At 38.4% G+C, this 23679-nt stretch carries 24 protein-coding genes and 1 pseudogene; 18 read left to right on the top strand and 7 right to left on the bottom strand.

Annotated features, from left to right (window positions below; genetic code table 11):
• Positions 1–195 precede the first annotated feature (195 nt).
• Together RBB45_RS23405 and RBB45_RS23400 are read left to right on the top strand one after the other, a co-directional pair.
• Complete coding sequence (locus RBB45_RS23405) at positions 196–672, top strand: hypothetical protein (protein ID WP_306010427.1); 477 nt, start codon at positions 196–198, stop codon at positions 670–672.
• On the top strand, positions 641–1066 hold the full coding sequence (locus RBB45_RS23400; RefSeq protein ID WP_306010426.1) for a hypothetical protein: 426 nt from the start codon (positions 641–643) through the stop codon (positions 1064–1066). Before RBB45_RS23405 ends, RBB45_RS23400 begins: the two co-directional genes overlap by 32 nt.
• Before the next feature lie 37 nt (positions 1067–1103).
• Here RBB45_RS23400 and RBB45_RS23395 read toward each other — a convergent pair whose 3' ends face one another.
• Complete coding sequence (locus RBB45_RS23395) at positions 1104–2225, bottom strand: hypothetical protein (protein ID WP_306010425.1); 1122 nt, start codon at positions 2223–2225, stop codon at positions 1104–1106.
• 332 nt (positions 2226–2557) lie between these two features.
• On the opposite strand from RBB45_RS23395, the gene RBB45_RS23390 reads away from it, so the two are divergent.
• The 9 genes from RBB45_RS23390 to RBB45_RS23350 all read left to right on the top strand — a co-directional run bounded on the left by RBB45_RS23390 (position 2558) and on the right by RBB45_RS23350 (position 9058).
• A complete protein-coding gene (locus RBB45_RS23390) occupies positions 2558–3478 on the top strand; it encodes a hypothetical protein (RefSeq protein WP_306010424.1) in 921 nt (306 codons plus the stop codon).
• Between the two features lie 5 nt (positions 3479–3483).
• Complete coding sequence (locus RBB45_RS23385; RefSeq protein WP_129613774.1) at positions 3484–4386, top strand: hypothetical protein; 903 nt, start codon at positions 3484–3486, stop codon at positions 4384–4386.
• A 364-nt stretch (positions 4387–4750) separates the two neighbouring features.
• Entirely contained in the window at positions 4751–5209 is a 459-nt protein-coding gene (locus RBB45_RS23380) for a GNAT family N-acetyltransferase (RefSeq protein WP_306010423.1), read from the top strand.
• A gap of 144 nt (positions 5210–5353) precedes the next feature.
• Entirely contained in the window at positions 5354–6190 is an 837-nt protein-coding gene (locus RBB45_RS23375; RefSeq protein ID WP_306010422.1) for an STAS domain-containing protein, read from the top strand.
• Positions 6191–6397: 207 nt separating this feature from the next.
• Positions 6398–6670 (top strand): hypothetical protein, encoded by a 273-nt coding sequence (locus RBB45_RS23370; protein WP_306010421.1) that lies wholly within the window; start codon positions 6398–6400, stop codon positions 6668–6670.
• A gap of 542 nt (positions 6671–7212) precedes the next feature.
• Entirely contained in the window at positions 7213–7599 is a 387-nt protein-coding gene (locus RBB45_RS23365; protein ID WP_306010420.1) for a hypothetical protein, read from the top strand.
• A gap of 167 nt (positions 7600–7766) precedes the next feature.
• Complete coding sequence (locus tag RBB45_RS23360; protein WP_306010419.1) at positions 7767–7994, top strand: VOC family protein; 228 nt, start codon at positions 7767–7769, stop codon at positions 7992–7994.
• The gene (locus tag RBB45_RS23355; protein ID WP_306010418.1) at positions 7994–8305 is read left to right on the top strand and encodes a hypothetical protein; all 312 of its coding nucleotides are present in this window, start codon (positions 7994–7996) and stop codon (positions 8303–8305) included. Before RBB45_RS23360 ends, RBB45_RS23355 begins: the two co-directional genes overlap by 1 nt.
• Before the next feature lie 192 nt (positions 8306–8497).
• A complete protein-coding gene (locus RBB45_RS23350; RefSeq protein WP_306010417.1) occupies positions 8498–9058 on the top strand; it encodes an AAA family ATPase in 561 nt (186 codons plus the stop codon).
• Positions 9059–9255: 197 nt separating this feature from the next.
• Here RBB45_RS23350 and RBB45_RS23345 read toward each other — a convergent pair whose 3' ends face one another.
• Positions 9256–10524, bottom strand: coding sequence for an MFS transporter (locus RBB45_RS23345; RefSeq protein WP_306010416.1), 1269 nt, complete (start codon positions 10522–10524; stop codon positions 9256–9258).
• Positions 10525–10578: 54 nt separating this feature from the next.
• The gene (locus tag RBB45_RS23340) at positions 10579–11118 is read right to left on the bottom strand and encodes a recombinase family protein (RefSeq protein ID WP_306010415.1); all 540 of its coding nucleotides are present in this window, start codon (positions 11116–11118) and stop codon (positions 10579–10581) included.
• A 155-nt stretch (positions 11119–11273) separates the two neighbouring features.
• On the opposite strand from RBB45_RS23340, the gene RBB45_RS23335 reads away from it, so the two are divergent.
• The 4 genes from RBB45_RS23335 (at position 11274) to ltaS (ending at position 15928) form a co-directional block, all read left to right on the top strand.
• Positions 11274–12737, top strand: coding sequence for a SulP family inorganic anion transporter (locus RBB45_RS23335; protein WP_306010414.1), 1464 nt, complete (start codon positions 11274–11276; stop codon positions 12735–12737).
• 18 nt (positions 12738–12755) lie between these two features.
• On the top strand, positions 12756–13172 hold the full coding sequence (locus tag RBB45_RS23330) for a universal stress protein (protein ID WP_306010413.1): 417 nt from the start codon (positions 12756–12758) through the stop codon (positions 13170–13172).
• Between the two features lie 161 nt (positions 13173–13333).
• Positions 13334–13753: a universal stress protein gene (locus tag RBB45_RS23325; RefSeq protein WP_306010412.1), complete on the top strand. Its 420-nt coding sequence runs from the start codon at positions 13334–13336 to the stop codon at positions 13751–13753.
• A 213-nt stretch (positions 13754–13966) separates the two neighbouring features.
• Positions 13967–15928 carry a lipoteichoic acid synthase gene (gene ltaS, locus RBB45_RS23320; RefSeq protein ID WP_306010411.1) on the top strand — a complete coding sequence of 654 codons (1962 nt, stop codon included), beginning with the start codon at positions 13967–13969 and terminating at the stop codon, positions 15926–15928.
• A 220-nt stretch (positions 15929–16148) separates the two neighbouring features.
• Here the strand turns inward: ltaS and RBB45_RS23315 are convergent.
• Positions 16149–17366: pseudogene (locus RBB45_RS23315) on the bottom strand (IS110 family RNA-guided transposase).
• A 395-nt stretch (positions 17367–17761) separates the two neighbouring features.
• Here RBB45_RS23315 and RBB45_RS23310 point away from each other — a divergent pair.
• From RBB45_RS23310 to RBB45_RS23300, 3 genes are all read left to right on the top strand, one after another.
• Positions 17762–18127 carry a hypothetical protein gene (locus RBB45_RS23310; RefSeq protein ID WP_306010410.1) on the top strand — a complete coding sequence of 122 codons (366 nt, stop codon included), beginning with the start codon at positions 17762–17764 and terminating at the stop codon, positions 18125–18127.
• Between the two features lie 111 nt (positions 18128–18238).
• Positions 18239–19078: a tyrosine-type recombinase/integrase gene (locus RBB45_RS23305; protein WP_306010453.1), complete on the top strand. Its 840-nt coding sequence runs from the start codon at positions 18239–18241 to the stop codon at positions 19076–19078.
• 544 nt (positions 19079–19622) lie between these two features.
• Entirely contained in the window at positions 19623–19760 is a 138-nt protein-coding gene (locus RBB45_RS23300) for a hypothetical protein (protein WP_306010409.1), read from the top strand.
• 884 nt (positions 19761–20644) lie between these two features.
• Here RBB45_RS23300 and RBB45_RS23295 read toward each other — a convergent pair.
• The 3 genes from RBB45_RS23295 to RBB45_RS23285 all read right to left on the bottom strand — a co-directional run bounded on the left by RBB45_RS23295 (position 20645) and on the right by RBB45_RS23285 (position 23032).
• Positions 20645–21106 carry a hypothetical protein gene (locus RBB45_RS23295; RefSeq protein WP_306010408.1) on the bottom strand — a complete coding sequence of 154 codons (462 nt, stop codon included), beginning with the start codon at positions 21104–21106 and terminating at the stop codon, positions 20645–20647.
• Between the two features lie 439 nt (positions 21107–21545).
• Positions 21546–22082 (bottom strand): helix-turn-helix transcriptional regulator, encoded by a 537-nt coding sequence (locus tag RBB45_RS23290; RefSeq protein ID WP_306010407.1) that lies wholly within the window; start codon positions 22080–22082, stop codon positions 21546–21548.
• Between the two features lie 401 nt (positions 22083–22483).
• Positions 22484–23032 (bottom strand): DUF3231 family protein, encoded by a 549-nt coding sequence (locus RBB45_RS23285; RefSeq protein WP_306010406.1) that lies wholly within the window; start codon positions 23030–23032, stop codon positions 22484–22486.
• Positions 23033–23679: the final 647 nt, after the last annotated feature.

Here is a 23679-nt window from a genome sequence, read left to right as displayed (position 1 = left end):
ATACGGATGTTATCCGCTAGAAATGAAGAGAAAAAGTTATATTCATTAAAGATAGAAATTGGGCACATATAAAGGACTCTATGCGTTCTTTTTTATTTACGGTCTAGGAAATAAATGTATATAATTATAAAGAGTCGACATATAGGGAGTTAGTATGAAAGCATACTCTTTTGTCCAGCAAAAGGGGGGATCTAATTGAAAAGGTCAGAAACGTTCTTTACATCTATTTTTCCTGCTGCAGTTACTATCCTAAGTTTCTTTTTGCCAGGTTTAACCTATCCCATAAAGGTTATCGTTCCTTTAGCATTTGGGACACTTTATTTTGTTATTGTTAGCATAGTACTTCAACATAAGGTTAAAATTGCACAACTAGAGTCCTCTGCGTTAAATTGCCAAATTGATAAATTAAAAGATGAAAAGACTATTTTAAATGGTAAATTAGAAAGCTATTCTGCTTTTACTCATAAAAGAGAGCTATTTATAAAGCACGATTTAACTGAGTTAAGCGAGTTGTTAACCGAATACGAAGGATACGTAAAAAATACATACCGATCACAGAAACAAAAAGAATTAAGAGAAGAAGCTGGAACAGTAAAGAAAAGGGCTTTACAAATTATAAATAACGAAAAGAGGAGTTTCGATGAGCAGTTATACAACGTTCAGAGTGATTAAGATAATTGATGAGTATAGCCTCGTAATAAACGGTGGGATTGACGATGATATTTCATTAGGAGAAGAAATTGAGATATTCTTAGAAGGTGATGAAATAACCGATCCATTTAAAGGCGATAAAGTACTCGGTACATTAGACTATATAAAAGATAAATTAGAAGTTACTGAGGTTTATCCGGACTTCTCAGTTTGTAAGAAGATAGAAAGGAAAGAAGTATATCACCCATCAGCGTTGCAAAGAGCATTTGCAGCTTCTACTGAACTAGGTGGCACAAAAGAAACAATTACAACAATAGAGAAAATTAATGTTGAAGGAACTCAAATAACTGGTAGAAAAACTGGGGATAAAATTATTAGAATTGGAGATGTAGCCCGAATCGGATTAAATAAATAAATCTTAAAGGAGCCAAGGGGACAGTCCCCTTGGCTCTCTATTGATAATTAACAAAACCCGGAGCCGGATCCAACTCCAAAACATCCTTAGGTGTCATCAACGGCTCATCCTTTTTATAAAACACTTTGAATCCGCCATACTGAATAGGCTCCTTTTGCACAAATTCATTGTATCCGGCTCTTTTGATGGCATCCAGTCCATGGCCGTCGAAATTGATGACGACTTCTGTGTTGTCTGTAGGATGGATGGAGTCCTTGTTGGTGAGGACATTTCCTGCGAATTGATGGACGATGACCATCTTGTCAGGCAGTCCATTTTCGGCTGTTAGGTTTGATACATATTCAATTGCCTCTTGAACTTCCTTCCCATCGACTGTCCCTAAGTCCACTCCGGGAATTTGTCCTTCTTTGACATGGAATTCGGTATCGATGGCTAGGTGGACGAAAGGCAGTTTGAGGTATTTTTCCACCGATTTCACCTGGTTCATGACGGTATCACGGGCAAGCTGGACATCCAGGATCAGCAGGGCGTTGTTTTCTTCGGCCAATTTTGCATACGTTTCAATATCTTCTTCGGCTGTCGGGTGTATGTAATCACCATCATCTCCCGGGCTCCGCTGGGCGACGGTCGAAATCAGTTCAATCGCCGGGATGGCTGGCCGTTCAGGGTCCAGTTCGGAATATTCCTTGGTCTGGGCCAGCAATTTTTCCATAAATACTTCAGGACTGTATTCTCCCAGGATTCCCATGTTTTTCGAATTGGGATGCCCATAATAGGAAACGACTCTATGTTCCTTAAGCGGTCCGTCTGTTTGATCTTCTGCGCCAGAAGTCAAGGTCTGGCCTAAAGGAACGCTTCTTTTCGTGCTGCCTCCATGTGCCTGCGTCTTTGGCATTTCCTCAAGCTGCTGGCTTGTGTAATTGGTTTTCAGCGGCTGTGCCCCTTCAGAAGGCTCGATTGCTTGATATGACGCTTCACGTGCAAATCTGGATGACTTTGCAGCTTCGTCAAGCGTATACTGCATCTCACTAAGAGGCAGCTTCGACTCTTCATGCATCTTTGATCCTTCTTCTGACGACGTTACCGATTGCGAGCAGCCTGCTAACATCAAATAGGGGATGGCTGCCAGACAAGCCCCTGTTCTCAATCTCTTATTCACGTAATCCCACCTAATAAAAATTTAAGGGGACAGGTCCCTTGGCTCCATTTGTGGTTGGGCTGGGGACCTGTCTCTGTTAACCTCTTTACCCTCTGGGAGGGGAATCTATTACTCTATGGTAACATTCATTGAGATGAAAGAGCCAAGGGGTCTGTCCCCCCGGCTCCTCCAGATTTGTGTAAATACAACTCCAAGTCATTGAAACAATTCATGGATACAACAGGGATCTTTTACTTATTCACAAAGTATGTAAAAGTTCCCTATCATCTACTAACCAATACAAAAATATGGTATTTTATTAGGATAAAGATATCAGAAAGAGGAGAATCGGTGTGCTGAAAGATGTGTTGATAGACCTAACGGAAAATTTTCATGAACTCGGCCATAACGGCTCGGAAGTAGATGCGATGATGGACTCCGTTAGTGGAATGGGGCATCGAATAAAGTATGGTCATGATCTAGAAGGGGCTATTGAAGCTTTCCATATAGACGGGATTGAAGGAATCGGGCTTTGGTTTGATCATATGCTGAAGGATTTTACTTCACCGCAGGGTATTCCTCTGCCATTTTCAGAGGCTATTTATGAGGCAACTGGAATGGAGATGGATATTGCAATTGACTGGTTAACGGTAAATGCTGCTGATGCTATCGAACTTGGTGGACAAGCTGCATTAATGCAATTTTTAAAAAAGAATAAAAAGGCATATAAAGGTGCGGTTGCAGCTGGAATGGCATTAGGATTTGTTGATGACAATCCATTGTTAATTTCCTATAATACGCTCCTCTGTTTGAATATGTACAAAAAATCAGGAAAGCAATTACCAGTACTAGATCAGTCGTTACACTTCCTTCAAAAAGGGATGGCGATTACATCCAAAATATGCGTGGGGGCAGCGGTCATCGACATTGGGCTTGCGGCTGTTGGCATTAATCTCGCCGAGTTGATAGAAGGGACAGGAGCACTGTTTGATAATGTAGATCTTATCGTGGAAGGTGCATCCGTAACTGCCGATTTAGTTGACGGTGCGGCCACATTAGGGCTGGGTATTCTCCTATCAAGAGGTGTAAAAAAAGCAGCGAAGGTCATAAATCAAGACAAACAGGATCAGTATGAGAAAAATGCCCCAAAAGCACATGCTTTAACGTCATTATCAAAAGTGCTGAAGATTGGCGCTCCTGTTGGAATGACAGTTGTATTGGTAGATTATTTAAATGGATCTGTTTGGAATGACCAGGACCTGCTAGAGGAGTGATTGGGATGGTTTTAGGTGCTTTTTTACAGGGAGCAAAAGGAATTCGCGATAGTAAGCAATTGGATAAGAAAAACGAGGATATTGATCGCGTTCTCCATAAATACTCCTCTCGGGAAAAGTTTCTTCAGGATATTGATGACATATTTGAGCGTTCTATGGCGGAAAATCAGTTATTAATTGCTGATTATATGATAAAGCGGACAGAGTATAAGCACGATATGGAAAAAACCGATAAGGCATGGGCAAAGGTGAAAATAAAGATGAATGAAAACATTAAACAAGTAGAAGAGCAATTAAATAGGGAAAAAGCAACAAAGCTCGATGTAGCAAAATTAATCACAGGACTTTCCCAAATGTCAGGGGAATTCGATAAAGAACTAGAGCACTTAAAACAGGAATATACAAAAGATAAAGGCTTAATCGAGCAAACAAATAGTTCGGTTACTAGCCTAAAAGCGTTTGTAACTAATGAACTAAAGGATAAGGAACAATCAGTCCAAAATCTGGAGCAAACCGTAAATACGAAAGTAACACTACTCGACAAGAGGATTGATTATACATGGACGGAAATTCAAAGCAAACTGAACACATCATTAAATCAAGTTAGTGACCAAATCAAGGAAGTGAAAAAGGAAGCAGCGCACTCAAATAAAGTGCTTTCTGACAACATAAATGATTTAAGCGAAGGTTTTAAAGTTACAACACAACAATTTGAGTTAAAGTTGAACGATCAGAGTAAATATATGAAGTCGGTCAACGACGATTTGAAAAAACAGTTAGCGTTAATGAAAAGCAATCATGCACAATCACTGAAAGAACAGAGAAGATTTATGCTAAAGTTAATCATCCCGCTCTATTCGATAAGTGTAGTAACAGTTGGGGCATTGATCTATTTGTTGGTTAAGTAATGAAGCCAGGGGGACAGGTCCCTTGGCTCTTTTTATGGCTGGGCTGGGGACCTGTCTCTGCTAATCCCTATACCCTCACGGAGGGAAGTCCGTTACATCATGATAACATCCATTACCATATACCGCCTCTGACATAATAGTTACTGCCTAATGACGAAAAGTATTTCACAGAATGGCAGGCTGCTTACCAATTACCCATTGCATTACGTAGTAGACACTTCCTTCGCAGTAAAGCTTTTTATATATTTATAGAAATTTGTGAAGAAATGTACTCAAAGTAAAGCGGGAGGTTACTAGAAGAAGGATTTTCTATATACTCTCGAGAAAGTCTTAAAACCAAACAAAGCTTTTCTCGGAGGAAGTTATGAAAGAGTTTAAAGTGAAGCAATTAATAAGTTTGTCTTACAAGGATTTAACCCATTTAGTGAAGGAAAGCAAAGAAGAGGGTTTTCGGTTTCTTGAAAGGTTAGTTAAGGATTATGAGAATGCTACTAATAACTTTAATAAAACTGGGGAATTTTTATATGGTTTGTTTAACAAAGAAGGTGCATTAATTGCCATCGGAGGGGTTAATATAGATCCATTTTCAAATAATGAAGAAGTTGGACGGGTGAGAAGGTTTTATGTTTCTAGGGATTATAGAAGGATTGGCCTTGGTAGACTTTTGTTGACTCAAATTATTAAAGATGCAAAACCTTTTTTTAAGATTTTAGTACTTCATACAGATACAGAACAAGGAGATAAGTTTTATACTTCCCTTGGATTTTCAAAGGAAAATATTCATCCAAATTCAACACATTATTTAAGCCTACTTAATAATTGAAGTGTTATTAAGAAAAAATGGTGCATTATATGGTCCAGCTGCCAAACCAGGTGGCTTTGTCTTCCTGAGCAAAAGAGGCAGTGCAGTTGATAGAAGTTATGTTATAATCCCTATAAAAAGAGAGTAATAAATGAGGATAAATGAATGAATTCACTGGAAAAATTTGCTGAATTTTTAATTCGAAATGCCGAGTCAATAAGCAGAGAAATCGTAAATTACAGTTTGAAAAATTTAAAAATCGAGCTGCCATCAGAACTGATCGAGAGCTCCATAAGCACCAATAGAGATTTCTTGGAATTTGCAGGGGAAACATTGAATTTAACGGACGAGATAGTGAAACAGGAGTTTATTCAATGGTTTAAACAAAAGCAGGAAGAATCGCAAGCTCAAATGCAGTCTCATCCTTCTGTTTTCGAGAAATTATCCAGTATTATAGAACCTTATGCGGAAAATCGCCGCCGATTGATAAGAATGCTAGGTAATATCTCAATGGAACAAGGTCTTACCGTAGAGGAAATCATTTGTGTAACTGAACGCATCAATTATTTGCTCGACTTAAGCATGACTCATACTTTTATTGAACGGGAACAATTAGCAATTGAAACGAATAAAAAAAATCAGAAAGTCATAATGGAGCTCTCTTCACCGGTTGTGCCTTTGCAAGATGGTATAGCTGTTCTCCCATTAGTCGGAGAAATTGGTTTGGATAGAAGTGATTATATCTTAAACAATGTTATACCTAAAATCAGTCAACTGAACATTGAGTGCCTTATTATTGATTTTTCAGCATTAGTTAAAATTGATACTGAAATTGCCGGTCGGATTTTTAATATTTATGATGTTCTTGCATTGCTGGGAATAAACACCATATTCACAGGGATTCGACCTGACTTAGCGACAACAGTTGTAAATGCTAAAATTAACTTCCCTTCTTTGAAAACATTCGCTACCGTAAAGCAAGCACTGCTTAATAATATTTAAGAGCCAAGGGGAAAGAGCCAAGGGGACAGACCCCTTGGCTCTTTTCTGATAGTGGGCCAGGGGACCTGACCCCGTGGCTCTTTTTTCGGATAAGCCAGAGAAAATAAGGGAATAGTTGGATACTAAAGTCGGCTTTGCATTAGTCATTGGCATTGTGGGTAAAGAAATAACAAAATCACAGTTCAGATTAAAAAAGGGTGGAGGGTTGTGAATAAAGAGCTATTTGAGTTATTGACAAATATACTGAGAGACGTTGATAGGGTTAAATCATATCTAATACAAACGATAACAATACGTAATGATGGAATCGATATGCAGGCAGCAGAGAGAATTATTAAAAGGCTGGAACGCATTGAACAAGACGCAGATGAGGAATTAATTCATACGCTAATCAGAATCGAGCAGAATTTCGATTTAGAACAATCTAAGTATAGAATAACTAAGGAAGAATCTTCAGTCAGGAATCACACAAAGGATTAAAGCCGTCCTAAAAAGCCAGGGGGACAGACCCCTTGGCTCCTTTTGTTTGCGCATTAAATTTACTTATAGAGGTTATTGGTTTTTTTTGTACATATTGTTACCATTAAGAGAACAGAGTGAGTTCCGGGAGGGTTTATAATCACAAAACTGTTACCCGAAATACAGTCAGATAAGGAGCTCTTTAAATAAAAGGTGGGATTTTTTGCTTTGGTTTATACTGGGCTTTATATTTGCGGTATACGTAATATTTAGTCTTTCAACAATTAAATATCAGTTAAGAATGATTGTTAGACACCTTAACATTAATGGTGAACTCCCTAGAGTTTCTAATGAAGAAATTGAAAGGGAACTGGAAGAAAGCAAACAGGATTAATAAGGATCAGCTGCCAAACCAGGCAGCTTTTCTTATTGGAATAACGCAGATACGTTTTAAAAAAAAATGAAATAAGGTGACGGCAAGGTGGTTAAGACAATGTTATTTATAAAGCCATTCACAGAGTTTTATGTTAAAATATCCCAAAAGGTCTTAGGGGGAATTGAATTTGAAGAGGCTCTTTGCTTTTCTTTTTATAACAATAATCCTTCTTACTGCTTGCCAATCTAAAACATTGTATTTTGACGGCGTGAGTCAAAACTGGTACGGAAAAATCAGAGTAATTCAGACAGAAGATACACAAGAACAAAACTTCACATTAAAGTACGAAGGGAGTAATCTAAAGAGTATTGCAGGTAAAGAAATTAAATATCGTATTGAAGCAGATTCTGGCTTTACTGAGGGACAGGGAACTTTGTCTAATGGCGGGGTTCTGCAAAGTCATGATTTTGGAGATATGTGCAGTGGGTGTGCGTTTATCCAAGAAGATACTGTGATTACAATGACTGTTGAATGGAATGAAAAAACAGAAAGTATCAAATTAAAGAAGGAATGACCGCCATATAACGTATAATAAATAGTGCTTTTTTTCTATACTCAGTTCGATCAGCAGCCACTGCGAGGCGGCATTTTTATAAATAGTTATGTTAGTCCATCACTAAAGACCATATCCTCCCTTTTTGTATTAATAAATATAATATTATGTTTAATAAGAGGTGATTTATGCTTTTTCATTATCATTTTTGGACTCCAAATGTAGAAGAAACGGAAAATTTTTATGTAGATAATGGTTTTCGCATATCTCAACGTATAGGTAGATACCAGGGGGAATTTCAAGAGTTTAATCCTCCCTTAAAATGGGATGACTTTCGGGAGGAAAATATCCTTTTTCGTATTATCGAAGCAAGGAAAGGAACTATAAATATACTTTTGGGTACGGAAAAAAGATAATGTTTGACCATATTGGTTTCTTTGTTTCCGAAAAAGAACAATTGAAGATATGTGAAAATGCGAATAAACTCAATTGGAAAGTTGATAAAGGAGAACGAAGAACCTTTATTGCAACACCATATAATTTTAGAATTGAGCTTCAATCTAATGAAAACGCAGTAGACTCTTTGAATGACCAGGTAAAAATCCAACAATTAAAATTGGCAATAAAAAAGGCAGGAATAGAAAGTGACCTTTTACTTTGTTTGGTAATTCCTCATATAATATTAGCTCAGAAGTTGAAGATGTGGTTACAATTAAACATGCGGTAGTAAAAAATCTCGTTTCAGTACCTATTGTAGACCTTATTGCGTTGAAATTAAAAGCGACCAGGTTTTTAGTTTGTGAAACAATGTACTTAAAGTAACGGGTGCTTATTTTCCAGATCAGCTGCTAAACAAGGCAGCTTCTTTTATTGAGGGAGCTTTGTTTAACATTGCATGGATTTAAAGGAGGCTAATATAATGAAAAGGTTAGTTGTTATTACTGTAGGCAAAACCCATAGTGGGAAAAGTACATTTGCTAGAGATTTAGAAATAGAACTAGAAAATTCTTTTGTTTTAGATCAGGATAATCATGCTGAATTTATTAATACGTATTACCAAAAGTTACAGCCGAAAACTGGACCTAATACTCTTAAACATTCTATCTCTAAGTTAATTGCTAATTATGCAATAGAAAACACGGATCTTCATATCATTGCTAGTAGTGCAAATCGAACTAGAAAAGGTAGAAAGTATTTGCTTGAAGAATTCTATGTTAAAGATAAGTTTATACGTATCTTGGTTCATTTTGATATTCCAGATGAAATTCTAAAAGAACGGGTTATCAATAGTAAGCGTAATACCAATATTTTTAGGGGCGTCTATTCTAATTTTGAGCAAGTACTTATTCGGCAACAAGCCGAATCTTTACATGAAGATGTACTAGACCCAGAAGAAGGGGAAGCAGATTATTTATTTGTAATTAAAGATAACAAAGAGGTTAATTCCGTCATTGAAGAAATTATAAGTATATCTAAATGAAATGATAAACTCTCGGTTTTATAATAAGGGTTCTTATTGTGCTAACGGGAGCTTATGTTCCAGATCAGCTGCCAATTGTGGCGGCTTTTCTTATTTTATAAAAGGGGCAGGTTAGTTGAATAGGGAAATGTTGCGGAGAAAATCGTGGCTGGTAATTAAAAGAAAGGAGGAGTGTTCAGACACTCCTCCTTTCCTATTTATATTTCTTTAATGGGTTGTTTAGCTAAAAGTGAAGCTATCACACCGATAATCGGGAAAACCAATAAGAGAAACAAACTTTCTTTATAGCTGTGGAAATGGTCGAATCCAATACCCAGGGGCAGAGGGCCAAACGCAGACCCGATTACCATGATCATCATAGCAATTCCATTAATGCTGCCAATGTACCTTCTCCCGAAGTAGTTTGGCCAGATGATATTAAGTGTGATTCGTTCCAAACCATTGCCGATTCCCCATATGGTGCCAAACACGACTCCTGCCAGAACTGAGTGGGTATAGATTAAAAGAATTAATACAGCAATTTCAATAACAAATACAACAGTGAGTAAAAGGGTCGTTCTGACCTTTTCGAGTATAAATCCGGCTGCCAATGAGATCGGGAAGCCAATGACTGCCATCATGCTCAGAACGGTCGCCGCAAGTTGTGGTGATAACTGGCTTTCTCCAAATATGGAGAGCAGATGGAATGTGATCCCTGTATTGACTAGAGCCGGGATTCCGACACAAATTAAGATCGCCCAGAATGCTCTCGTTTTCATGGCCTCCTGAAGGGTCCAGTCGTCATCCTTAACTGGCTTTTGTAGCTTTTGTTTGGAATCCGGTGCCTCTTCCGCTTTTAAGGGTATGGCCCTATCGCCATCTGGCAAGAGACCCATATCTTCGGGCCGGTTTCTCACGCCAAAGAACGCCAGGGGTGCAAACAGGACTAGGAGCAATATTCCCCAAACCCGCCAAGCCGCTTCCCAGCCCCATAAGTCAATTAGCCAGGCATTGGCGATGGGGAAAAAAGCTGCACTGGCAAACCCTCCCATCGCCATAAAGCTCATTGCACGACCGCGTTTCTTAATAAACCATTGAGGAACAAGGGTATTAGGAATTAAGGACATACTTCCCTGACCAAATAAGCGGACTAAAAAGAAACCGATTCCGAGCATCCATATATTTTGGACGATACTGTTGAAAAAGCAGGCTACGCCTAAAATGATGCTTACAACAACCATCATCTGTCGCTGTCCGAACTTATCTACATATCTGCCTACCACCATCATCAAGAGACCTGCAGCCAGCGTGGCAGCTGAATAGATCCCGGAAATTTCGGATCTGGACCAGCCAAAAGTATGTATATATTCATCAATAAAAATAGAATTTGAATATGTCTGTCCGGGGCCGGAAAAAAAGCTGCCAAGAGCAGCCAAGCAGACGATAATCCAACCGTAATAAATACCTTTGTACCTTTCCTTTATCATTCCCCGTGCTCCCCTATCTCTATAAGTCCCGAAAGGTGGCAAGATACAATGGGATCAGCCTTCTAAATACCGATAAAGGGTCGATTTGCTGATGCCTGTCTCTTCTTTGATATCCTTCAGGCTGTATTGCTTGCTCTGATACATCTCAATGGCCCGCCTGATATTCTTGTCAGGCTTTCTCGGTCTTCCAGCAATATTTCCCTTTTCTTTAGCAGCGAGTAGCCCTTGCTTCGTTTTTTCACTTTTGACATCGCTTTGAAATTCAACAAGATGCTTGGTTATGTAGAGAAAAGAGTAGCCAGAATTGCCTGTATCAATGTTCTCCGCGAGTGAGAAAATAAAAGCATTCTTTGAGTCCACTTCTTCGAGCAATTCAACAAGGTGGCGTGAAGAATCCGCCAAACTGAATAATCTTGTGACCACAATTTTATCTCCGGGCTTGAGCCCTTCCAGCAGAGAAGTCAGCTGCGTCCGTCTCTTTGGGGACGCATGCTCTTCCGCCAGGATGGTTTCACAACCTATTTCTTGTAGTGTTTTCTTTTGATTTTCGCAGTTTTCATCGCCTTGAAGAGGCCTCATATATCCAATCAACATGATTTTCTCCTTTAGTGAAAGGTTTACAAACAGCATAACACATTATGTTTTTGTAAATCTAGGTTCAAAATGGTTCCTTTTTGGAACGATTCGTGCTAGACTGTCTAAGTTGGGTTTTGGTTATTCATTATTTTTATATATAGGAGGATGTAAAATTGGTCGAAAAAATTAAGAAAGATTGGTTTTCAAACGTAAGGGCGGATATCCTTGCCGGCATCGTTGTCGCACTTGCATTGATTCCAGAGGCTATCGCCTTTTCTATTATAGCAGGGGTCGATCCGATGGTGGGGTTATACGCTTCGTTCTGCATCGCTGTTATCATCGCCTTTGTGGGCGGCAGGCCCGGGATGATATCAGCCGCGACAGGGGCCATGGCTTTATTGATGGTTCCCCTCGTCAAAGATCATGGTTTAAATTATCTTTTGGCAGCTACTATTTTGACTGGTGTCCTGCAGATTATTTTCGGTGTGTTAAAAGTAGCCAAGTTGATGAAATTCATTCCACGCGCCGTCATGATTGGGTTTGTGAATGCCCTGGCCATTCTGATTTTCATGGCACAGGTGCCGCATTTTATTGGGATATCCACCATGACATACGTTTTTGTCGCTATAACGCTTGTAATTGTTTATGTACTTCCAAGGTTTTTGAAATCTATTCCGGCTCCTTTGATTGCAATTATTGTTTTAACAGCTATTGCAATTTACTCGGGTGCAGAACTTCGCACTGTAGGTGATTTAGGGGCCATTACGAGATCATTGCCTTCTTTCTTTATTCCGGATGTGCCTTTTACATTTGAAACACTGACTATTATCTTTCCATACTCATTAGCTCTATCCATTGTAGGTTTGCTTGAGTCGCTGCTTACAGCTTCTATCGTCGATGACATGACGGGAACTGAAAGCAATAAAAACAAAGAATCAAGGGGACAGGGAATTGCAAACCTTGTGACAGGATTCTTTGGAGGCATGGCAGGATGTGCGATGATCGGACAGTCTGTCATTAATGTAAAATCAGGTGGAAGAGGAAGGTTATCAACTCTTGTTGCCGGGGTTTTCCTGATGTTCCTGATTATTGTCCTCGGTGATCTCGTAGTGCAGATTCCGATGCCGGTGCTTGTCGGAATCATGATTATGGTATCGATTGGGACATTTGATTGGAGCTCCTTCACTTATTTGCGAAGAGCGCCAAGAACGGATGCAATAGTTATGCTTGCAACGGTGGCTATTGTAGTAGCTACCCATGATCTCTCTAAAGGAGTTCTAGCAGGAGTCCTCTTGAGCGCCATCTTCTTTGTTTGGAAAATCTCAACCGTTAGGCTGGTTAAAAGAACTGATAAGCAAAGAGTGGTGTATGAAGTGGAAGGACAATTATTCTTTGCTTCTGTTGAAAGCTTTCTTGATTCACTGGATTTTTCTGTTCAAAATGAAACAATTATTTTGGACTTTACAAACGCCCACCTTTGGGATGACTCGGCTGTAGGTGCAATTGATAAGGCCGTCTTCAAATTCAGAGAAAATCATAACGATGTTCAAGTTATCAATTTAAATGCCGCAAGTAAAAAACTAGTAGACAAACTGGCTGTTTTTAATGATCCAAACGCAAAATTATCAGCACATTAATGGAAATGGGGAATAAGAATGTACAAGAGGATTCTGCTGGCCATTGACGGCTCAGAACATTCAGAGCGAGCAACAGATGAAGCTGCTAAAATCGCAAGATTATGTGTGACTTCTATTGAAATCGTTTATGTAGCCGATTATTCCAAAGCTATGAGCGATGTCCTTCATACACAGAGCAAAGAAGACCTGGACTTAGCCAGGCGGGAAAAACTTCTGCCGTTTGAGGAAAAGCTAGAGTCACTCGGTTTATCCTTCAGTGTAAAGATTCTTCATGGAGAACCAGGTCCGGCGATCGTGGAATATGTCAATTCTTCCGATGCTGACTTGGTCGTTATAGGGAGCCGCGGATTGAACGCTCTCCAGGAGATGGTCCTCGGAAGTGTCAGCCATAAAGTCGTGAAAAGGGTCGACTGCCCTGTCCTTATCGTGAAATAAATAAATGCCCTCCGGGTCCGGAGGGCAATAAATTCTTTATTTATCTTGAGTCAAATAGCTATCAGCCAAAGAAATAGATATAATCATTAATAAGTTGCAGGAAAGGCTTTATTTTACGCATAAATGAAAGCGTTATCATTTTAATATCGGGAGGTTATCATATGTACCAAAAGATATTATTAGCAACAGACGGATCAGAACATAGCAAGAGAGCTGCTGAAAATGCCATTCATATCGCCAAGTGCAGCTCAGACTCTAAGATTGAAATAGTTTATGTCGCTGATCCTGATAAAGCAAAGTCGGAAACGCTGAACCATTGGAATTCTGCTGATCTTGGTGACGGAAGGAAGAGGCGGCTTATCGAGGTGGAAAAGCTGGCAAGGGAATCAGGGGTCCAGTATGAGATTATTATATTGGATGGAGATCCCGGGCCTTGTATTGTCGACTATGCGAATAAAAACAAAGCTGATATTGTGATTATTGGGAGCAGGGGGCTGAACGTCTTGCAGGAATTCGTCCTTGGAAGCGTCAGCCATAAGGTGGCTAAACGTGCCTCCTGTCCGGTACTGATTGTTAAATAATCTGCGTATACAATTTATCTATTCTGAGGAGGCCGGCTTTTATACGGCCTCTTTTTGCTGTTAATAGGAACTACTCTTCCTGAATTCCCCTTTACCAAAATGGTTCCTTTTTGATTCTGAACATGTTACACTTTTTTTATCTAGAAGGAGCTACTATTAAAAATAAAAAACTAGCAGCGTATAAAGGCTGCATTTTCAAAGGGAAGGGTTGTAATGAGATTATTTTCAATTCAAACTGCTGCCAATAAATTTACCTTCTTTTTCTTTACAGCAGTCATGTTTATTTGGCTCAAAACCTATTTTGTTCAGTTGACCCAATTTAATCTTGGTGTCGATAATGGTCTTCAACAATTTTTGCTGTTCTTGAATCCGTTGGGTTCCTCACTATTATTCCTGGGACTTGCATTTCTTTTCAAAGGGCGGTCTAGATATATCGCCCTTATAGTCATTGATTTGTTCATGTCGATTTTGTTATATGCCAATGTGATGTATTATCGCTTTTTCAACGATTTTATCACATTGCCCACATTGACACAGACCCAGAATTTTGGGGATGTGAGCGGCAGCATAGCCACTCTGCTAAAGCCTTGGGATTTTTTCTTCTTTGCTGACGTTCTGCTGATCGTGGCTTTGCTGCTCTTCCAATTTAAACAATTGGAGGTGAAACAATTAGCACAGCGCAAGGTAACGGCCCTGCTGCTGTTAGCTTTAGCCATATCAGGACTCAATTTGGCCCTCGCAGAAGGAGACCGTCCTCAATTATTGACAAGGGGATTCGACCGCAATTACATTGTCAAGTATTTGGGCATGTACAATTACACGATCTATGATGCTGTCCAAACAACGAAAGCAACGGCCCAGAGGGCATTTGCAGACAGCAACGATATGACAGAAGTGATCAATTTTACGAAATCGAATTATGCAGAACTCAATCCTGACTATTTTGGGGTTGGCAAGGATATGAATGTTATATATGTGCACATGGAATCAATCCAAAACTTCCTGATTGATTATGAATTGCATGGTGAAGAGGTGACTCCGTTCCTGAACTCTCTTGCAGAAGATGAAAGCACCCTTTACTTTGATAACTTCTTCCATCAGACAGCCCAAGGAAAAACTTCTGATGCTGAGTTTATGGTAGCCAATTCGCTTTATGGTCTGCCCCAGGGCTCTGCTTTTACGATGAAAGGTCTCAATACCTATCATGCAGCGCCTGCCATCTTAGCACAAAAGCAGGACTATACATCTGCTGTCTTTCATGGCAATACGGGGAGCTTTTGGAACCGGAATGAAATTTATAAATCATTGGGGTATAACCATTTCTTTGACGCTAATTATTTCGAAATGGATCCGGATCAAATGGCTGATTATGGTTTAATGGACAAGCCTTTCTTTGAACAGTCTATGCCGTATTTAGAAGCATTGCCAGAGCCCTTTTATGCAAATTTCATCACCGTCACTCATCATTTCCCGTTTACGATTGTTGAGGAGGAAGCAACCATTGAAAAGCATACAACTGGCAACAAGACAGTTGATAATTACTTTCAAACGGCTAGGTACGCCGATGAAGCGCTGGAGCAATTCTTTGGGTACCTGAAGGAAACCGGCTTGTATGATAATTCTATTATTATTATGTATGGGGACCATTATGGCATTTCCAATAATCACAACAAGGCAATGGAAGAGGTAATCGGAAAGGAAATTACGCCATTTGAAAGTGCAGGTCTGCAGCGGACGCCATTATTCATTCGTGTTCCGGGAATGGAAGGTGGAATTAACCATGAGTATGCAGGTCAGATTGATCTACTTCCAACCCTGCTCCACTTGCTTGGTATGGAAACGAAAGATTATGTACATCTGGGATCTGATTTGCTGTCAGAACAGCATGATGAAATTATTCCTTTCCGGAATGGTGACTTTGTAAGCCCGGCCATTACCTCTGCTGACGGAAAGTTCTATGACTCTAAAACTGGCGAATTACTAGAAGAGGAAAGCTTGGGGGAAGCTGAAAAATTCAAAGAAATAGCAGAGCAAAAGCTTGCTTTTTCCGACCGAATCGTCAATGGTGATTTGCTACGTTTTTACACGCCGGAGGGCTTTACCCCAATAAAACGGAACGACTATAAGTATTACGAACCTTCTCAGGAGGAGAAAGTGAACAATAAGGACAATTAAAGAAATTGCTGTCATTCTAAATGGCAGCTTTTTATAATGAGGGGGAAGTAACCCTAATAAAGATATGAGAAAGTACAAGTTTGTAAAGCTCACACTTAAACTACCATGAAAATAAAATTCTGTAACTAAAGGAAAATGGCCATGCTTAAATAGACGCAGCTCAATCAGTTTTTAAAAAAAAGGAGAGCGCCTGATCCAATTCGGATGTTCAATAAAAAGACTAGGAAGCTTCCGAAATTGTCACCGTATATCCCAAGTTTTCAAGCCTCCGAACCGAATGCCGTACGATTGAAACTTGTCTCTGCTTGTCAAAGTAGTCTTCACCCAAATCAATGTACATTTCTTTTCGGGTGAGAAGGTAATACGCGATCCGCAACATCGCATGTGCAACTACAATGGCTGCACGTTTCTTTCCTTTTCGACCGGCTGTCCGCCTATATAGAGCACCAAGATAGTTCTTCGAACCTCTGACTGATTGAGCTGCTTCAGTTAATGCAGAACGCAATTACTTGTTTCCTTTTTTGGCTCTTGTAGATTTCCGCTTTCCAGCACTTCCATTATGGCCAGGCACCAAAGCTGCCCAGGAACATAAGTGTGCAGCACTAGGGAACTGCGAACCCACATCGGGACCAATCTCGGCAAGTATTTGTTCGGCCATTCTAGTGGCAATGCCAGGGATGGAGTCAAGCCGCTCGATATCTTCCTGATATTTACTGACTCTCTCAGCGATTTCTTTGTCGAGCAACTCTATCTGTTCAGTAAGAAAATCAATGTGGGTTAAAATTGTCTTGAGCATCAATCGTTGATGCGGATTCACATAGCCTCGAAGAGCCAGTTCAAGTTCATCTTTCTTCTTCTTCAACGTTCGACGTGCCAAGTTTGATAGTTTTTCAGGATCGTCTTCACCATTTGCGATGGCGTGAAGCATATCTTTTGCCGAAACCCCCATAATATCAGAAACAACAGACCCAAGTTTAATGTTCGCTCCTTCGAGTACTTTCTGAATACGGTTGTGTTGCCGGGCACGTTCCTCAATAATGCTTCGGCGATAACGCACCAACTCCCTTAGTTCCCGTTGCGTCCGATTTGGGATGAAGCTAGCTTTTAATAACCCATGTCTGAGTAGTTGGGCAATCCATTCTGCATCCTTGACGTCGGTTTTCCGACCGGGGAGGGACTTCATGTGCTGTGCATTGACAACGAGAAATTCAATACCTTCAGCTTCCAACAGATTGACGACTGGTTTCCAGTAAACACTTGTACTTTCCATCGCAACGTGACTGCATTTTTGTTCCTTAATCCAATCGATTAACTCCAGGAGAAAAATGGTTTTAGTAGAAAATGTCCGAACCTCCTTTCCGTCAGATGTCATGATGCAGGCAGTAATACTGTCCTTATGGACATCCAGCCCGCAAGCTCTTTCAATGATTACATCCATTGAACTCTTCCTTTCTTGGCCAGTTAAAATGGAGGCTGGTGCAGCAACCAGAATTAGGATTAATCTACCATGAGTGCTTCCCCGAAAGGGGAGCGACAGTCGGTGGTGCACCGTGGTCGTTGGAGTCAGACTAACGGATGGGCTCTAATGGCACCATAGTTGATCGACCTTCCTCTCCCAGCCTAGGAACAGTATTGACGGTTTGGAGCCATTTTCATTCTCTGTGGTGAATCGCCGGTTTTTGCGATTCATGGATGGCTAACGGGTGCTTATGTTAAAGATCAGCTGCCAAATGAGAGGGCAGCTTTTCTAACGGAGCAGGTTAGTTGAAGAAGGGGCTTGGAAATTTTGTTTAATGTTTCACGTCTGCTTTTATAAAAAAGGGGGAGTTGATAGTGAAAATCAGAATAGTCTCAATTGCTCTTATATTCTTCATCCTATTAGGATGCCAGAATAAAAGCCTTAATCTAGATGAAGATGTTACCAAAGTTGAAGTATATAATTGGGAGAGTGAAGAGTTAATAAAATCCTTTGAAGATACTGCCTTCATTGACTCACTTGTTACTAAATTAAATAATGCAAAAGGTGCTGCAATATCAGATACTTCTGATATTGCAGCACCACCATACAAAATAACATTTAAAAACAATACGGAAATATTGATGGAACTAGGGTTATTCCAAACTGAAAATGAAGGTCGTTTTATGGATATTGATAATGAAATTATGTACACCGTTGATACAACTATCCCAATAGATTAGTTTAATTGTTGCACTAAAGGGTGCAATAACCGAATAAAAAACTATTAACTTAGTATAATTTCAGGTTTTCAGGTGAACACTAGATGTAAAAGTACCAGGGAGTTGTTCATGATGCTTGTTTCTGAAGCCTGGCAATTATATAAAGCAGATAAACAAATTCAGGGATATTCCTTTCAGACATTAAAGGTGTATAAGGTTCAGCTGCTCTTGTTGATTAAATACTTTGGAGACATCCAAATCACTGATATTACGACAGAATCTGTAAAACTTTATCTTGGAGAAGCTGCAGCCGAGTTAAAGGCATCAAGTCTCTGTCATAGAATCCGTTTTATTAAATCTTTATTCAAATGGGCTCAGGAAGAGAATTATGTCCCGGTTAATCCTGTATCAACCATTAAAGAACCAAAGCCAGAAAGCAGAATTCCTAAGTTTTTAACCGAGGAAGAAATCGAATTGCTACGTGAAGCCTGTGACTCCACTTTTGAAAAAGCTCTATTCGAATTTATGTATTCAACCGGATGCAGGATCGGAGAGGTTGCAAGCTTGGATAAGCACGCAATCAAATTTGCAGAACAGTCGGTTATCGTATTTGGGAAAGGGAAAAAAGAAAGGGAAGTGTACTTTAATACTCGATGCAGTATTTGGCTAAAAAGATATATGGAAGAAAGAACGGATGATCAACAAGCCCTGTTTGTTACAACCCGGGCGCCACATCGCATGAGCATTGCACAGATGAGATATGTCATTAAACAGATCTCCATAAGAGCAGGGATCAATAAGTGTATTCATCCACACCAGCTAAGGCACAGTTACGCAACGACTCTTATTAATAATGGAGCACCCTTAGAGGTCATACAAAATTTAATGGGACACGAAAAAAGCGAAACAACCAGAGTATACGCTTATCTAAGCGGACATTTAAGACGCGAGTTATACAAGAAATTCTTTTGAAGCTGCAGATGCAGCTTTTTTTATTTGCAAACAGGGGAGTAGAAGAAGGGTGTGGATTTTTATGGTAATATTGGTTAGAAAGGATGAACTATATGAAAAGAAGCAGTCTACTAATTTCCAACACAATGGTTTTAATCATTGCCTGTATTTTAATAATAAGAAATATTTATTTTGATATTAGTTTTTATACCACTAGTTATTCGCTAGCTGTATGTGCTTTTATTATTTCATCAAGCCAAATTATAAAAATTTTAATAAAAAGAGAAGATAAAAATGGCTAGTTGTAGGGCGTCTTAGAACGCGGTTGTTTAGCAAAGGGTGCTTATGATCCAGATCGGCTGCCAAACTAGGCTGCTTTTCTTATGCGACAAACGGGGCAGGTTACTGGAAGAAGGAGAAATAAAATCCTGGAAAGAATTATTATTCATTCAGACTTCAAAAGTGCTAAGTATCTAATATCTGGAAAGAATATTTAAGCAATATCTCAAAAGAGTATGTCTGATTAACATACTTTAATTCTATCCATAGACTTCAGGAGGGCAAAATGCAACTTGGAAGTGAAAATTATCAATTTGAAGACAGTTTTTTTGTTGTTGTACATCCATTTACATATGTTGTAATAGGCATTTTGGTATTAGTAAGTGTAATAGCTATTATTGCATTTAAAATAAGAAAAAAGTAGAAAATAATAAGCTAAATGATTCCATGGTCAGCTGCCAATATGACAACTTACTTGGTTCGCTAAAGTGGAAATGGGATTGCTTTTATAGAAGGGAAGAGGGATGAGTGTGGTGGAGAATACCTTTAAATTTTATTGTAATTATAATTGTTTCTTACCTATTATTTAATCTAATTGCTTATATACTTCCAGATAGTCCAACAGAAACAGATGTATTAATGTTGGTGTTGACTATACAAACATCTTTTATTATTTCTATTCAATTATATATGCTTCAAAAAAGGAAGAAATAGAATAAAGTGTGAAGGTGCGAAACTCGGCAACACTAAATATCTAAACGGATATTAGTAAAGATAGTTAAATTTATCTTGTTATATAAGGAGTAATTTGGTGTTACTTAAGTGTTTGTATATTTTATTAAAAATACTGGGTATTAGTGTTTTTATTGTACCTATTCTTCTAAATAGGCTTAATTATATTGCTGATTTAAGCATGTTCACAATATTTGTGCTGATGCTTGTTGGTTGTTCTTTATTGGTACTGGGTAATGTTTCTGAAAAGAGATACAAGCAAAAAAATCAGTATCGTCAAGATAACAAATTATAATAACGGGTGCTTATATTAAAGAACAGCTGCCCAATCTTGGCAGCTGTTCTTTAAGTCCATAAGGGGGCCACAGCATTCCTGTAATAAGTGACTCCCTGCTTAATGTAGAAAAGGGGCAGGTTTGTGGAGGAAAGATTCGCCACTTCTTGTTGGGGAATAGACACAATTTTATTCATAAGAACTAGGCGTGAATACGTACTTATTTAAGACCTATAATACTATAAACACATTAAAACAGGTTCTGATAAAGCACCTGTTTTAAGGGGGGATATTTGCATGAATCAGTCTGTCGAGAAAATTTGTTTTTGCCAGTGATGATAAATAAAGATTATTAAAGATAGTCCATAAATTACTAACAAATACTCCCAAGGAGAAATGTTTTTATATTCAGCTATTCCTAACTTATCCAAGAGAGGAAGAGTTAAGTAACACATAACTGCATCCATAATTAAATTTACAATCAAATACAGTTTCAAATTATGTGAAGTAAGAATAAAAATCCAGAAAGTCCCAACTGCAAATATGCCATATGCAAAGCTTACATCAATCATATAACCCCAAGGCACTATGTATTCATGGATCACCCACCATTTGTAGGTGTAGGCAATTTGAAAAATAATTGTCATTAAAAAAGATGTAAATATGGTTACCGGCATATACCTTTTTATTGTTTTTTTAGATACGAAGTATAAAGAAAGCCAAGGGAGAAGAGAGATAACAAACAAGATAACACGAGCCGTCATTGGTGTCCCCTTTCATTTCAGCTGCTTTGATTTCTTAATCGCTTATTATTCTTAATGATACAGCTGATTATTATTGTGCTGTAGATGCTAGAGAGTATTGCTGATCCTATACCCATCCAAATGAGTAAATTTAATTTTCTTTGATCGCGTATAAACATTGGTTAACTCCTTTTGTTTATTATCTGTAGTATTTACTACAATTTTTAAAGGTATGTAAAAAAACAGGCTTTATGTGCGCCTGTCGTTCATTTTTAAGGCTTAATCTAGCTGTAACTGATCGAAGTAAATAAATGATTATTTTTATAATGATATTGATACACTTTTTGAAAAAATGTTCAAGGTCGCTGCAAATTTTGGTGGCTATCTTATTATATAAAAGGGACAGCTTCTTTATTGAGGGAGGTTTGTTAAAGATGACTCGGGCATACAAAATAAGGTGTCAATCCGATTGAGTATCATATATCCTCATTACCATTAATCCAACACCAAACAAATCCCTGCAAGAATCTATGAGCGGATATCCTAAAAAAAGGTAGGTATGTATTTCTTCGTTACAATCAATATTCATGATAACTAAAGAAGAAGATTTCAAGTTTATAACTTCTTCCTTAAGTTTTATGAGGTTACTGCTATTTGGCCAAAAGTCACTCTCGTCGTCTCTTAATCCTATTAAATTATCTGCTTTCTGCTGATGATTTGGACTATAGATCCAGGTGTATCGCAAATCTAAATCGCTGTGCGCTAATAAGCTACCAGTTTGGGAAAATGCCTCTTTAAAAGCCGATGAGTCGAACAGCAGGAGTGATGGGTCGAAATTTAGAATTCTTCCTATGGCTTTGCTAATTGGTTCACTCGGATTCCTTACACCTAATTCGATTTGTGAATAATATCCTCTATTTATAGGTATCTGACCAGCAATGTCAGCTTGTTTTAATTTCTTAGATTTCCGGAGTTTTATTAGCCAGTTTCTTTTCAAGTATTTTCAACTCACTTTTAGTTAAAATCTTTAGCAGAAGAGTTAGCTGTTGAAATCCCTTTAATTTAAAGGCAGTAAAGACTACCTACTTATTGTACAGCACCACGATACTGCTCAGTTAGAAATATTCCGCAAGATTTTATGATGAAAATGACTCCTTTAAGGGAAAAATGCGAATTAATAAAAACAGGTCCCGGATTAGGTACCTGTTTCAAGAAAGGGTGATAGTTGTATTGCAGTCAACTAATATAATTTATGCGTTATTTTAAAAAAAGTGGCCAACAGGTTTTTCTTTAAAAAATTCACATATAGAATTATATCCTACTCTTAATCTACACACATGATAAAAGGTTTCCTTTTTAACTTGGAAATACATTTATCCCCTTTGGTATTACGAGAGCTCAATTACTGGGTGCTCCAGGAGGGTAGTAGTAAGGAGGCACTTTTATCCAGCCTCTTTTTCTCATAGCATGTTTTAACGAGTAACCATACTTCATTTTTTCAAGTAGACATTGTGTAAATAAACTCGAGACATCAATTCGAATTGATTGGCTAGCTCCAGCAGCGCAATGCGTAATTGCAGTAATAGTTTTGATGCTCAGCCCGTTCACAATTTCGTCATCAGTTAATTTGGTTCCCAACGGTACAGCGTTAGGATCTGAATTAGGCCGCGGTTCACTGGTAGGAGGTAAATGCACTCCCTCTACTTGCATAAATTTCTTGAAGCGCTGTCTTTGGGCATCACACTGTTCTAAGCTCTCTTTCAATAGGCCTATAACCTCGTCATCATTTGTGGAATTAAGCCCTATCTGTATGTACACTGTTGCTTCGTCCATAAGAGCTAAATACATCCAACAACTCATTACTTCGCCTACGTGTAGTGGATTTTTAGGTTCATTATCTAAACTTTGTTGTAAATAAACTTTTAATGCTTCAAAGATAGATGTCATTTTATTATTTTATCCCTTTCATTTTAGAGTTCATTAGATGAGGTTAAGCTTCTTTCTGTAATCAGTTCTTTTATACTCCGTATCGAAAAATATAAAAGGTATATGCCAGTAAACAAATCCAAGGGAGTAGAGAGTTACAAACAAGAAAAACCGAGCAGTCATTGGTGGCACCTTTATTTTTAGCTGATTTGATTTCTAATACGCTTATTATTGTTGCAAATAATAGTAATAATAATGGTGCTAAAGATGCTAGAGAGTAATGCTGAACCAATACCCATCCAAATGAGTAAATTGAATTTACTTTCTTTACGTATAAACATTAGGCCAACTCCTTTAGTGTAGTATTACTCCATTTTTCAAAGGTATGTAAAAAAAACATGCACTTCTTAAATGTGCCTGTTCTTAAGAGTTATAATGGCTATTCTCACCTTTAACTAAGCGATAAAACAAATGAATTTTGAAGTAATATGATGAATAGTTGAAAAAATTTCCGGAAAAAGTGATTTTTAATATCGCTCAAATTATACAGCTTTTATATGTACAAAAGGGTCAGTTTAGTTAAAGAAAGCCTATCTAATCATTCATTTTGGGTGATTAGCTAATAAACTTTTTAAAATTATATAAAAAAATCTATATATATCTTTTTT

This window comes from Bacillus sp. MMSF_3328, from assembly GCF_030733525.1.
GTDB classification, from domain to species: Bacteria; Bacillota; Bacilli; order Bacillales; family Cytobacillaceae; genus Bacillus_AB; species Bacillus_AB infantis.
Note: the sequence above shows the minus strand (reverse complement) of the source record. Positions and strands in the feature narration are given on the sequence as shown.

Coding starts and splice junctions, on each gene's coding strand:
- RBB45_RS23400 (WP_306010426.1), top strand. CDS start 641: ATGAGCAGTTATACAACGTTCAGAGTGATTAAGATAATTGATGAGTAT.
- RBB45_RS23385 (WP_129613774.1), top strand. CDS start 3,484: ATGGTTTTAGGTGCTTTTTTACAGGGAGCAAAAGGAATTCGCGATAGT.
- RBB45_RS23380 (WP_306010423.1), top strand. CDS start 4,751: ATGAAAGAGTTTAAAGTGAAGCAATTAATAAGTTTGTCTTACAAGGAT.
- RBB45_RS23375 (WP_306010422.1), top strand. CDS start 5,354: ATGAATTCACTGGAAAAATTTGCTGAATTTTTAATTCGAAATGCCGAG.
- RBB45_RS23360 (WP_306010419.1), top strand. CDS start 7,767: ATGCTTTTTCATTATCATTTTTGGACTCCAAATGTAGAAGAAACGGAA.
- RBB45_RS23355 (WP_306010418.1), top strand. CDS start 7,994: ATGTTTGACCATATTGGTTTCTTTGTTTCCGAAAAAGAACAATTGAAG.
- RBB45_RS23350 (WP_306010417.1), top strand. CDS start 8,498: ATGAAAAGGTTAGTTGTTATTACTGTAGGCAAAACCCATAGTGGGAAA.
- RBB45_RS23345 (WP_306010416.1), bottom strand. CDS start 10,524: ATGATAAAGGAAAGGTACAAAGGTATTTATTACGGTTGGATTATCGTC.
- RBB45_RS23340 (WP_306010415.1), bottom strand. CDS start 11,118: ATGTTGATTGGATATATGAGGCCTCTTCAAGGCGATGAAAACTGCGAA.
- RBB45_RS23330 (WP_306010413.1), top strand. CDS start 12,756: ATGTACAAGAGGATTCTGCTGGCCATTGACGGCTCAGAACATTCAGAG.
- RBB45_RS23325 (WP_306010412.1), top strand. CDS start 13,334: ATGTACCAAAAGATATTATTAGCAACAGACGGATCAGAACATAGCAAG.
- ltaS (WP_306010411.1), top strand. CDS start 13,967: ATGAGATTATTTTCAATTCAAACTGCTGCCAATAAATTTACCTTCTTT.
- RBB45_RS23305 (WP_306010453.1), top strand. CDS start 18,239: ATGCTTGTTTCTGAAGCCTGGCAATTATATAAAGCAGATAAACAAATT.
- RBB45_RS23300 (WP_306010409.1), top strand. CDS start 19,623: ATGCAACTTGGAAGTGAAAATTATCAATTTGAAGACAGTTTTTTTGTT.
- RBB45_RS23295 (WP_306010408.1), bottom strand. CDS start 21,106: ATGACGGCTCGTGTTATCTTGTTTGTTATCTCTCTTCTCCCTTGGCTT.
- RBB45_RS23285 (WP_306010406.1), bottom strand. CDS start 23,032: ATGACATCTATCTTTGAAGCATTAAAAGTTTATTTACAACAAAGTTTA.